General features: G+C 47.9%; 11 protein-coding genes. 9 read left to right on the forward strand and 2 right to left on the reverse strand.

The window, feature by feature from the left end:
- Positions 1-15: 15 nt before the first annotated feature.
- The 3 genes from ABVM99_RS01150 to ABVM99_RS01160 all read left to right on the forward strand — a co-directional run bounded on the left by ABVM99_RS01150 (position 16) and on the right by ABVM99_RS01160 (position 4,035).
- Positions 16-1,572, forward strand: a complete 1,557-nt coding sequence (locus tag ABVM99_RS01150; RefSeq protein WP_072101834.1) for a PhoPQ-activated pathogenicity-related family protein — start codon at positions 16-18, stop codon at positions 1,570-1,572.
- A gap of 176 nt (positions 1,573-1,748) precedes the next feature.
- Positions 1,749-3,035 (forward strand): MFS transporter, encoded by a 1,287-nt coding sequence (locus ABVM99_RS01155; protein WP_000824240.1) that lies wholly within the window; start codon positions 1,749-1,751, stop codon positions 3,033-3,035.
- Positions 3,010-4,035 (forward strand): zinc-binding alcohol dehydrogenase family protein, encoded by a 1,026-nt coding sequence (locus ABVM99_RS01160; protein WP_023195720.1) that lies wholly within the window; start codon positions 3,010-3,012, stop codon positions 4,033-4,035. Before ABVM99_RS01155 ends, ABVM99_RS01160 begins: the two co-directional genes overlap by 26 nt.
- Before the next feature lie 58 nt (positions 4,036-4,093).
- On the opposite strand, the gene ABVM99_RS01165 is transcribed toward ABVM99_RS01160, so the two are convergent.
- Positions 4,094-4,885 (reverse strand): FadR/GntR family transcriptional regulator, encoded by a 792-nt coding sequence (locus tag ABVM99_RS01165; RefSeq protein WP_000388417.1) that lies wholly within the window; start codon positions 4,883-4,885, stop codon positions 4,094-4,096.
- A gap of 45 nt (positions 4,886-4,930) precedes the next feature.
- Positions 4,931-6,022: a choloylglycine hydrolase family protein gene (locus ABVM99_RS01170; protein WP_023195718.1), complete on the reverse strand. Its 1,092-nt coding sequence runs from the start codon at positions 6,020-6,022 to the stop codon at positions 4,931-4,933.
- Positions 6,023-6,440: 418 nt separating this feature from the next.
- Here ABVM99_RS01170 and ABVM99_RS01175 point away from each other — a divergent pair, with 418 nt between their 5' ends.
- The 6 genes from ABVM99_RS01175 to ABVM99_RS01200 are packed head-to-tail and all read left to right on the forward strand — an operon-like array spanning position 6,441 to position 11,363.
- The gene (locus ABVM99_RS01175; protein WP_023195717.1) at positions 6,441-7,544 is read left to right on the forward strand and encodes a hydrogenase small subunit; all 1,104 of its coding nucleotides are present in this window, start codon (positions 6,441-6,443) and stop codon (positions 7,542-7,544) included.
- Between the two features lie 2 nt (positions 7,545-7,546).
- A complete protein-coding gene (locus tag ABVM99_RS01180) occupies positions 7,547-9,349 on the forward strand; it encodes a nickel-dependent hydrogenase large subunit (protein WP_000331200.1) in 1,803 nt (600 codons plus the stop codon).
- On the forward strand, positions 9,300-10,043 hold the full coding sequence (cybH, locus tag ABVM99_RS01185; RefSeq protein WP_000924456.1) for a Ni/Fe-hydrogenase, b-type cytochrome subunit: 744 nt from the start codon (positions 9,300-9,302) through the stop codon (positions 10,041-10,043). The genes ABVM99_RS01180 and cybH overlap by 50 nt, the downstream gene beginning before the upstream one ends.
- Positions 10,044-10,048: 5 nt before the next feature.
- Positions 10,049-10,657: a HyaD/HybD family hydrogenase maturation endopeptidase gene (gene hybD / locus ABVM99_RS01190; RefSeq protein ID WP_000852664.1), complete on the forward strand. Its 609-nt coding sequence runs from the start codon at positions 10,049-10,051 to the stop codon at positions 10,655-10,657.
- The gene (gene hypC, locus ABVM99_RS01195; RefSeq protein WP_000334904.1) at positions 10,657-10,956 is read left to right on the forward strand and encodes a HypC/HybG/HupF family hydrogenase formation chaperone; all 300 of its coding nucleotides are present in this window, start codon (positions 10,657-10,659) and stop codon (positions 10,954-10,956) included. Before hybD ends, hypC begins: the two co-directional genes overlap by 1 nt.
- Positions 10,953-11,363: a hydrogenase gene (locus tag ABVM99_RS01200; protein WP_000155980.1), complete on the forward strand. Its 411-nt coding sequence runs from the start codon at positions 10,953-10,955 to the stop codon at positions 11,361-11,363. Before hypC ends, ABVM99_RS01200 begins: the two co-directional genes overlap by 4 nt.

The raw sequence follows: 11,363 nt of genomic DNA on the forward strand, positions 1-11,363 counted from the left end.
TTGTACTTATATTGAATGTTTAAGAGGTATTTATGGAAATTATGCTGGCTGGCATTTGCCCTTGTAACGCGCGGGGAAAGCATGAAAAAAATATATCTCGTTGTTATCGTACTGTTTTTTATTTCTACAAAAGTTTATACACTACTTCATAACAACATCTTCTTTTGTCGAAACAGCCCGGAGTGTGATTTGTCTCATGTTCTCCCCGACTACCGGGAGCAGATTTCAGGCACACCGCTAAAATATACCTTGATTAATACAGCTCCATTAGCACAGGTGGTAGTCAGACACTATGAATTACTATCGCAACACTGGTCGCCAGATGACATGGTAACCCCTGCGCAATGGCGACATAACGTTGATATTTATATCCCTGAAACGGCAAAAGAGCACCATGCTTTGGTGGTTGTAAACAACGGAATTAATTATGATAAAGGCGTACAAATCACTGGTAAACCTGGTGATTTCCCTCAGGAAACACTGGTAAGCATCGCCCGTGATACGAATACCATCGTAATATCAGTGAGTGATATACCTAACCAATATTTAACCTTTCAGGATGATAAAAAACCACTGAAAGAGGACGAGAGCGTTTCCCGAAGCTGGGCATTATTTATGGAAGCGCCGGAGCAACGTGAGTTAATGCCTTTAAATATTCCTATGGTCACTGCCATATCGCAAGCGATGAGATTAGCAAAAAAGGAGTTAACGCAATGGAATATAAATTCATTTATCATTACAGGTATTTCAAAGCGTGGGTGGACCACCTGGTTGTCAGCTATTGCCGATCCTGATGTTGAAGCAATTGTTCCCTTCGCCATTGATCTACTTGATATTGATGCTTCACTTGAGCATATTTATCAATCATACGGTGGAAATTGGCCCATTACATTCTATCCCTACTACCAGCAAGGCATAGATGAGAAAATAAAATCCCCCACTTTTACCCAACTAAGGCAAATAATAGATCCGCTAAGATATCTCAACACTATTTATCAACCCCGCCTTGCAATACCGAAATATATTATTAATGCAAGTGGCGATGATTTTTTCGTACCAGACAATACTCGCTTTTATTATAGCAAACTTCCTGGCGTAAAATCATTACGTATAGTGCCTAATATGAACCACTACTCAATTAACCAGTTCGCTGAAGAAAGCCTCGTTCCATTTATTAATAGGTTCCAAAGTAAAAAAACATTACCACAGTTGATCGGCCTTATTCACCACCATCTTCTTACGGTCTATTTCTCAGAAGCGCCGGTAAAAGTCGTTCGCTGGACAGCCAACAATCCAAATGCGCGTGATTTCCGTTATGCCTGTGGCATCCGCTATCAGCCGCTTACAATAGATATTCCCGCCAACAATAAGATCAGTATTACGTTAAATGAACCGAAGACAGGTTGGGAAGCTACCTATATCGAAGCCACTTTTAATGATGGCTATGTCGCCACGAGTCAGGTTTATATTACGCCCGATGAAAAATACCCACAGACAGCACCACCTTCCGTTAACGCCGCATGTCAAACGTTACCGGGGCGTGGATTAGGGGAAAACGATAGCCTCGATTGAATTTTCAAGTAATTGTCTGATTTTAAATAATTTTATCCATCACGCTTGCGATGGATAAAAATCCTCTGCGATAAATTTTTGTTATATTGATCACGTTCTAACCACAAGAGAGGTGATTTGAAAATAACCTTAAAATATTGTGGTCAGGCCGCTAGACCACAATAAGAGGATTAATCATGAAAAGAAAAACAATGGGATGGCTTATCGTTTTTCTTCTATTTATAGTTTACATGCTCAACTATATGGATCGTTCAGCATTGTCGATAACTGCCCCCTTGATCGAAAAGGAGTTAGGATTTAACGCCGCGGAGATGGGAATGATCTTCAGCGCATTTTTTATCGGATACGCCCTGTTTAATTTTATTGGTGGCTGGGCCAGCGATAAAGTTGGGCCAAAAACGGTTTTTCTCATCGCAGCGTTACTATGGTCTGTATTTTGTGGCTTAACTGGTTTGGTCACCGGATTGTGGACAATGCTTATCGTGCGCGTTCTTTTCGGTATGGCTGAAGGACCGGTCAGCGCTGCCGGAAATAAAATCATCAATAACTGGATTTCCCGAAAGGAGTCTGCCACGGCGATCGGAATTTTTAGCGCCGGTTCCCCGCTCGGCGGCGCGGTGTCCGGGCCGATAGTGGGCCTGCTGGCGTTATCCTTAGGCTGGCGCCCCGCATTTGGCATTATTTTCTTATTTGGCCTGGTCTGGGTACTACTGTGGTACTTTATCGTTAGCGATAAGCCAACAATGAGTAAACGCCTGGCGCCGGAAGAACGCATTGATTTTGAAAATCATGAGGACGTTATTTTATCTGATGATGGCCGGGCTACGCCTTCACTCGGCTATTACATGAAACAACCAATGGTATGGGCAACAACTCTGGCTTTTTTCAGCTACAACTATATTCTTTTTTTCTTCCTGACCTGGTTCCCAAGTTACCTGAACCATTCGTTACATCTCGATATTAAAGAAATTAGTATCGCCACGGTAATTCCCTGGGTCATCGGCGCGATTGGTATGGTGCTCGGCGGCGTCTGTTCTGATGTAATTTATCGGATTACCGGTAATGCTCTGCTCTCACGTCGACTTATTCTGGGCGTATGTCTGGCAGGCGCAGCGGTATGTGTTGCCGTTTCCGGTACTGTTAGCACTATCGGTAGCGCAATTACGCTCATGTCAGTTTCACTCTTCCTGCTCTATTTAACGGGCCCAATTTATTGGGCGGTTATTCAGGATGTTGTTCATAAAGATAAGGTAGGGAGCGTCGGCGGAGCCATGCATGGCCTGGCTAATATATCCGGCATTATCGGTCCGCTTGTCACCGGTTTTATCGTTCAATTTAGCGGTAAATATGACTATGCGTTCTATCTGGCTGGTGCTATCGCTATCGTTTCAAGCCTGTTGGTCTTCGTGTTTGTAAAAAGTAAAGGATTCAAAGCCAATGAAAGTCAAAGCTGTGTTCATTAATAAGCCTGGTGAAGTTGAAACCCGCTGGGTGGATTATCCCCATAAGAAAGAAAATGAAGTATTAATTAAGGTTGATGCCGCAGGCATTTGCGGATCGGATATCGGGGCTTTTCGTGGAACGAACCCACTGGTTACTTACCCAAGAATTATTGGGCATGAAGTGACCGGAATTGTTCTTCAGGAAGGTACCGGAATGCCGGACAATATTAAAAAAGGCGACCGCGTGATTGTTGACCCCTATATTTATTGTGGTCACTGCTACCCTTGCTCTGTCGGCAGAACTAACTGTTGTGAAAATTTAAACGTCATTGGCGTGCATGTCGATGGCGCAATGCAGGAGGTGGTTACTCATCCCGCACATTTAATTCATAAAATACCAGATAATGTGCCTTCTGAAATGGCGCCGCTGGCAGAACCGCTGACTATCGCTCTGCACGCGCTGCATCGGGCAAACGTTAAGGCTGGGGAATATGTTGCCATCATCGGCGCGGGGGCCATTGGTCTTATGGCGGCATTAAGCGCGCGTCATTACAAGGCAACGCCTATTCTGATCGATATTGTGGAAGAAAGGCTACGCTATGCGCAAAAGCTTGGCGTTCCTTATGTACTGAACGCCGCTGACGATCAGGTTATCGACGTTATTAAAAATATCACCCACGGCACCATGGCGCAGGTCGTGATAGAAGCCTCCGGCGCAAATAGCGCTATTCGAAATACGCTTGATTTAGCATCGTTTGCTGGTCGTATTTCGTTTACCGGATGGCCAAAACAGGAAACGTCGCTGCCGACGAACCTGATCACCTACAAAGAACTGGATTTACGCGGCTCCCGCACCAGTGCCGGTGAATTTGATGAGGCATTACGCATGCTGTCAACGCTGGAGATTAATCCGCAAGATGTTGTCAGTAAGGTCGTCAATCTTGATGAGATCCCTGATGCAGTTAAAGAACTTGATCGCTATCCGGAGCGCTACTTAAAGATTAATGCTGTTTTCCATTGATTTACGGCAAGCTCCACCGCATGGCATGACCGCCATGCGGTGTTATTTACCGACAAACTTAGCCGCCGACAATCTTTCTCACATAGCGTAAATGTTCCAGCGATCCCTCATAGGCGCTGTCAGCATCAGACTGGCGCATCGCATCCACTATCGCTTTATGTTGTTTGTTGAGATTAAGTAAAACATTTCTGTCTCCAGACTGCTCATCAAGCCCGGCATAAGGGATATTAATCCGTTGTTCCCATAACATACGGGACATATCGAACAACACCCGGTTACGGCTGGCCTCAGAGATCGCAAGGTGAAACTCTTTATCCAGCGAGTAAAAGCCGTGGACATTATTATCGTTAATGGCTTGATCCATACGATGATAAATCGCCTCTATTTGGTTGATGACGTCAACGTTATCGTTTTGTGCGGCTAAGCGCGCACAATGGCTATCGACCAGCTCGCGAGTAGAGAGAATTTCTTCGATGGTATAGTCGCTGGCAAGGTGTTTTTTATCTGAAACGATAACCCCATTACCGGACTGAATCACGATCCATCCCGAGATCTCCAGTACAATAAGGGCTTCTCGCAAGGAGGCGCGGCTCACGCCAAGCTGTTTTGCCAGTTCGCGTTCTGGCGGTAAAAAAGTTCCCGGTGGAAAAATATTATCATTGATCAGCTTAATGATGAGGTTGGCTATCTTCTGATAGAGCCTCTCCTGCCTGACCTCAGGTATAACCATGCGCCCTCCAATCCATATCCAGGGGATTTTGAATGGATTTAGCATACCATCCTGGCGCTGGTGATCGTGATAATTAATTACCGTGCATGATAAAGAGAAGCAACCGCCGGTAGCCTCCATTACCTTCGCCGAGACTACCGGGGAAACTAAACCGAGATGAGCTATTTATCCTTTGACGTTGATTTTCTCGAACACGGGCGCTGTCGCGTTCTTAAACTGAGAAAGAGACCAGGTTTTATAGTTGATATCATTGTAGCCGCGCACCATCATCTCACCGTGCGTTAAGTCAGATAGCGTTGTCCAGACCGTATATTCTGAGACCGGTTTGCGGGTGGCGTTGCCTTCCCCTTCACTCCCCATATAATCAACCGTAATATTTTTCGGACGATCGAAACGGCTCATAATATGCGCAAGCGTATTCATTGCATCGTGGGCGGATGTCGCTTGCGGCGCATATGTGGTGTAATAAACGCCGCGTATAAAACGGGAAACCGACGTATCGGACGATGGCAAGTCTGCAATAGCAATCCCGCTATCAGGCTGCATCACTTTTATCCCGCCCAATGTGCCTGAAGAGCGGTCCACATTGGTTAATTGCGTATAATTATTCAGATTTGTCAGATGCCAGGGGAATGCGGGACCATTTGTCATCACGCGAGTGGGATTGTTATAGACATGGAATTTGCCATTTTCAACTTCAACGACAATGCTTCCTCCTTTCTTGTCGTAAAACGCATAATGAAATGGCGATTTCAGATCGCCAAACCGATGCAGTTCCGGTGACCAGAATTTGCCCTCTTTTATTGCCTGTTTTACCTCGCCGACAGTAGCAAAACGGGCCAGCGCCCATTCTCCCAACGAGGTGACAGGAATTGCCTGTTTATATTCACTCGCCGGCAATGGCGGCAACTGCGCATTCATGATCATGTTTTCACTAAATGACAATCCCGCGCTATTCATGCCTTCAAGTATGTCTCTGCTATCGCCATCAGTAATGGTGGAAGTAATGGCCAGTATCGGATACTTCGCCTGATAGCTTATCCCCTGGCTGCCATCCGGCGTTTTTTTATCAAACTGTGTTCCCGCCGGGTAATACGTTAACCATGAGGGTAAATCCTGCATATATTCCAGCGTACGTCCATGAAAAACATCGCCTTGTTTATCCTGAATAGCAAGGGTTGTGCAGGCCTGTGCAGCCAGGGCGTATGAAAACAACGCCGGAGCGATAAATAACATTGCTTTACTTTTTTTCATCATGCTCTCCTTGTTTGTAAAATGGATTGGATGAATATATTAAATTAAACCTATCAATGGTTATGCAGCACGTAATTAATTGTGATCTTATTTTACAAGCTAATAAATTTAACTGACGGGTTTAAAGGAGAGTTAAACACAGCGAACTAACATGAAAACGCGTTATCCGTGTGACCATTTAAAAAAATCCCATCATGTTATAAATAAATCTTATCAACATTAATAGATACCTTCACAACGCTATATTTACTCCACATCACCAATAACATTAAATTAATTTATGTTTTTGAGGAATGTGAGTAGCACACATGTAATCGGTTGTTACGAATTAGAAACATAATTGCTACTAAAACACGTTGAGAAAGACAAGAAATGCAACATATGATGCCCACACTAACTATAGTGGTTTGGGATAAACGTTATGCAAACACAAGATACATTTTATCAAGTTATGCGTAGACACGGCGTGACAAGGCGTAGCTTCCTCAAGTTTTGCAGCCTTACCGCAACGTCTTTAGGCCTGAGCAGTTCGATGATTCCTCAGATAGCTTATGCCCTGGAGAATAAACCGCGTACGCCAGTGATATGGCTGCATGGTCTCGAATGTACCTGTTGTACCGAATCTTTCATTCGCTCTGCGCACCCGTTGGCAAAAGATGCCATTTTGTCGCTCATTTCCCTGGATTATGACGACACCATTATGGCCGCCGCAGGGCAACAAGCCGAGCAGGCGTTGGCGGATGTGATGCGTGAGTACAAAGGAAATTATATCGTTGCCGTGGAAGGTAACGCGCCGCTGAATGAAGATGGGATGTTTTGCATACTGGCTGGCGAGCCGTTCCTGGAGAAGTTAAAACGCGTCAGCGCGGATGCTAAAGCGATTATCGCCTGGGGGTCCTGCGCATCATGGGGCTGCGTGCAGGCAGCCCGTCCCAACCCAACTAAAGCCACGCCGGTTCACAAATTAATTACCGATAAACCCATTATTAAAGTGCCAGGCTGCCCGCCTATACCTGAAGTGATGTCCGCCGTTATCACCTATATGCTGGCATTTGATCGCATCCCTCCCCTTGATCGTCTTGGACGACCAAAAATGTTTTATGGCCAGCGAATTCATGACAAATGTTACCGACGCGCGCATTTCGATGCCGGTCAGTTTGTGGAAGCGTGGGATGACGAAGGCGCTAGAAAAGGGTATTGCCTGTACAAGATGGGCTGTAAAGGCCCGACCACCTATAACGCCTGTTCAACCGTTCGCTGGAATGATGGCGTGTCTTTTCCTATCCAGTCGGGTCATGGATGCCTCGGATGTTCGGAAGATGGATTCTGGGATTACGGTTCTTTTTACAGCCGGGCAACGGGCATTCCGCAAACCGGCATTGAGGTTACCGCCGATAAAATTGGACTGGGCGTTGCTGGCGTCGCGGGCGCTGCCGCCATCGCTCACGCCACGGTGAGCGCCATAAAACACGCCCGTAATAAAAACAACACGTCATCAGAAAACGCTCCGGAAGAGAAAAAATAATTATGGCATATCCTTATCAGACTCAGGGTTTTACGCTGGACAATAGCGGACGGCGAATTGTGGTCGATCCGGTTACTCGCATCGAAGGGCATATGCGTTGCGAAGTGAATATCGACAGTAATAATGTCATTACTAACGCTGTGTCGACCGGCACCATGTGGCGCGGCCTGGAGGTTATCCTGAAAGGTCGCGATCCGCGAGACGCCTGGGCATTCGTTGAACGCATTTGCGGCGTCTGCACCGGTACACACGCTCTGACCTCAATCCGTGCCGTAGAAAATGCGCTGGGAATCGCGATTCCTGACAACGCAAACTGTATCCGTAATATGATGCAGGCTACGCTACACGTTCACGATCACCTGGTGCATTTTTATCATCTGCACGCGCTGGACTGGGTTGATGTGGTTGCGGCCCTGAAAGCCGACCCGCATCAGACCTCCGCCATCGCGCAAAGCCTTTCCGCATGGCCGCTATCCTCGCCGGGATATTTCCGCGATTTGCAAAATCGACTGAAGCGGTTTATCGAGTCCGGTCAACTTGGCCCTTTCCGTAATGGCTACTGGGGACATCCGGCGATGAAACTTCCGCCGGAAGCCAATTTGCTGGCGGTCGCCCACTATCTTGAAGCGCTCGATTTTCAAAAAGAGATCGTAAAAATTCACACCGTTTTCGGTGGTAAAAACCCGCATCCTAACTGGCTGGTGGGCGGCGTTCCTTGCGCCATCAACCTTGACGAAACGGGCGCGGTCGGCGCAGTGAATATGGAACGCCTGAACCTTGTCAGTTCCATCATCCAAAAAGCTCGCCAGTTCTGCGAACAGGTTTATCTTCCGGACGTCTTGCTGATTGCCAGTTATTACAAAGACTGGGCAAAAATCGGCGGCGGGTTATCGAGCATGAACCTGCTGGCTTATGGCGAGTTTCCGGATAACCCTAACGATTATTCCGCCAGTAATCTTCTGCTTCCGCGTGGGGCTATCATTAACGGTCGTTTCGACGAAATTCATCCTGTCGATTTAACCGCCCCCGATGAGATTCAGGAGTTTGTCACTCACTCCTGGTATACCTATGGTAACGGCAATAACGATAAGGGCCTGCATCCCTGGGATGGTCTGACCGAACCGCAACTGGTCATGGGCGAACACTATAAAGGCACAAAAACCTTTATCGAACAGGTGGATGAGTCCGCTAAATATTCATGGATTAAATCGCCGCGCTGGAAGGGACATGCGATGGAGGTAGGTCCGCTGGCGCGTTATCTGATTGGATATCATCAAAATAAACCGGAATTTAAAGAACCTGTGGATCAACTGCTTAGTGTATTAAAGCTGCCTAAAGAAGCGCTCTTTTCTACATTAGGACGTACTGCCGCGCGTGCGCTGGAATCCGTATGGGCAGGCAATACGCTGCAATATTTCTTCGATCGTCTGATGCGTAACCTCAAGTCCGGCGATACGGCGACGGCAAACGTCACGCTCTGGGAACCCGATACCTGGCCTACATCGGCAAAAGGCGTTGGTTTCAGCGAGGCGCCGCGCGGCGCGCTGGGGCACTGGATAAAAATTGAAAATCAGAAAATCGACAGCTATCAATGTGTGGTACCGACAACCTGGAATGCCGGGCCGCGTGACGATAAAGGTCAAATTGGCGCGTACGAAGCGGCGTTAATGGGGACTAAACTCGCCGTTCCCGATCAACCATTGGAGATTTTACGTACTCTGCACAGCTTCGATCCCTGCCTGGCCTGCTCCACCCATGTTATTGATAATCATGGAGGGGAGCTGGTCAGGGTTCAGGTACGATGACGACGATTCGGAGGTCTCAATGCATCTCAAAGAAATAACCAGCCAGGGGTACTATATCTATGAAGCGCCGGTCCGTTTATGGCACTGGATCACGGCGTTATCCATTGTCGTCCTGGCTGTTACAGGATATTTCATTGGCCGCCCCCTGCCATCGATTCAAGGTGAAGCGACCTTTATGTTTTGGATGGGCTGGATACGACTGATCCATTTTACCACGGCGTATATTTTTACTGTCGCGCTGCTGTTTCGTATTTACTGGGCATGTGTCGGCAATGAGTACGCCAGGGAGATGTTTCTGGTTCCGTTCTGGCGCCGCGCCTGGCGCAAAGGCGTTATCAGCGAAATCCGCTGGTATTTTTTCCTCGAAAAAGAGGCCCATCGTTACTATGGACATAATCCGGTAGCGGGACTGGCGGTAATGTTCTATTTCTGGATGTCCGTACTGATGGTGTGTAGCGGCTTTGCGCTCTATGGCGAAGGACTTGGAACAGACAGTTGGGCGTATCAATGGTTTGGCTGGATGATTCGCCTGACTGGCAACGATAGCCTCGCGCTACATTTCTGGCACCGGCTGGGCATGTGGTTCATTATCGCCTTCGTCATTGCGCATGTTTATACCGCTATCCGTGAAGACATTATGAGCCGACAAAGCGTGATTTCCGTCATGATAAGCGGCTGGCGCTGGTTCAGGTGATAACAATGGCAGAAGTAACAATCTTAGGGCTTGGCAACCTGCTTTGGGCAGATGAAGGGTTTGGCGTCAGAGCGGCGGAAAAGCTGTTTGAACAGTATGCCGATAACGAGAAAGTTGACGTTGTTGATGGCGGTACGCAGGGGCTGGCGCTGCTGCCCTGGCTGCAACAAACCGAAAAACTGTTAATCATGGATGCTATCGATTTTGGTATGGCGCCAGGTTCGCTGGCGATGTTTCGTGATGAACAGGTTCCCGCCTATCTGACGGCGAAAAAACTCAGTTTACATCAGACCAGTTTTTCTGAAGTGCTGGCATTGCTGCAATTAACCGGCGGCCAGTTATCGGAGATTGTGCTGATTGGCGTGCAGCCGGAATGTCTGGATGACTATGGTGGAAGTCTCACGCCGCAGGTAAAGGCGCAACTGATGCCTGCGGTCTATCTTGCGCAGGAAGTGCTGGCGCAATGGGGTATCACCGCCTCTTCAGCGGCCTTGCCCACTGAAAGGCTCAATCATTACAGCCTGTGTATGGAACGCTACGAAGATGAACGCCCAGATGCGCAAAGCGCTTGCCGGGTCGGCGATATTCGGGTGCTACAGAGAGAGAAATCATAATGTGTATCGGCGTTCCTGTGCAGGTTATTTCACCCGGTCAGTGGTTCGCCAAATGCCGCGACCGACATGGCGAGCTTATCGACGTTGATATTCGGCTTGTGGCTCCCCCCTTAGCAGGCGCATGGCTGCTGACATTTGGCGGCGCAGCACGACGCGAAATGGACGAAGCGGAAGCCGCTGAGGTACTGGCGGCGCTGGACTCGCTGGAACAGGCCATGCTCACGCAAAGCGATCCGCTGACCGGTTTTGCCGATTTATTGTCTCGCACGCCTGAATTACCGGAGCATTTAAAAAAATGACTATCTCACCCCAAAATCCTGTTTGTCCACTGGCGGATAAAGGCTTTCTGGTTACCGATGCGCAAACGCTCCCGTCGTTGATTAATGCGCATCCGACTCTGCTGGTTTTGCTGCAAAGTGACCCCAACAAACATCCTGAAGTCGCCGACAGTTGGGTCATCATCCCGGAGATCCTCAAGCAATTTCCGGCGACGTCTTATACCGCGGCATTTGCGGATAGCGAACAGAGTGAACTGATCGCCCGGGAGTATCGCATTCTGAAATATCCGGCGCTGCTTATCTTTCGCCAGCACCGTTTTGTCGGCAGTCTGGCGGGATTATATAGCTGGCAAGAATACTCTCAGCGGGTGGCCGCATTGCTGACCACACCGGGCTATCGTCAGGATATTCCCGTTATCACGCAATAG

This window comes from Salmonella sp. SJTUF15591 (assembly GCF_043356435.1).
Lineage (GTDB): Bacteria > Pseudomonadota > Gammaproteobacteria > Enterobacterales > Enterobacteriaceae > Salmonella > Salmonella enterica.

Excerpts from the sequence above, each read along its gene's own strand:
- ABVM99_RS01150 (WP_072101834.1), top strand. The coding sequence starts at position 16 with ATGTTTAAGAGGTATTTATGGAAATTATGCTGGCTGGCATTTGCCCTT.
- ABVM99_RS01155 (WP_000824240.1), top strand. The coding sequence starts at position 1,749 with ATGAAAAGAAAAACAATGGGATGGCTTATCGTTTTTCTTCTATTTATA.
- ABVM99_RS01160 (WP_023195720.1), top strand. The coding sequence starts at position 3,010 with ATGAAAGTCAAAGCTGTGTTCATTAATAAGCCTGGTGAAGTTGAAACC.
- ABVM99_RS01165 (WP_000388417.1), bottom strand. The coding sequence starts at position 4,885 with ATGGAGGCTACCGGCGGTTGCTTCTCTTTATCATGCACGGTAATTAAT.
- ABVM99_RS01170 (WP_023195718.1), bottom strand. The coding sequence starts at position 6,022 with ATGATGAAAAAAAGTAAAGCAATGTTATTTATCGCTCCGGCGTTGTTT.
- ABVM99_RS01175 (WP_023195717.1), top strand. The coding sequence starts at position 6,441 with ATGCAAACACAAGATACATTTTATCAAGTTATGCGTAGACACGGCGTG.
- ABVM99_RS01180 (WP_000331200.1), top strand. The coding sequence starts at position 7,547 with ATGGCATATCCTTATCAGACTCAGGGTTTTACGCTGGACAATAGCGGA.
- cybH (WP_000924456.1), top strand. The coding sequence starts at position 9,300 with ATGTTATTGATAATCATGGAGGGGAGCTGGTCAGGGTTCAGGTACGAT.
- hybD (WP_000852664.1), top strand. The coding sequence starts at position 10,049 with ATGGCAGAAGTAACAATCTTAGGGCTTGGCAACCTGCTTTGGGCAGAT.
- hypC (WP_000334904.1), top strand. The coding sequence starts at position 10,657 with ATGTGTATCGGCGTTCCTGTGCAGGTTATTTCACCCGGTCAGTGGTTC.
- ABVM99_RS01200 (WP_000155980.1), top strand. The coding sequence starts at position 10,953 with ATGACTATCTCACCCCAAAATCCTGTTTGTCCACTGGCGGATAAAGGC.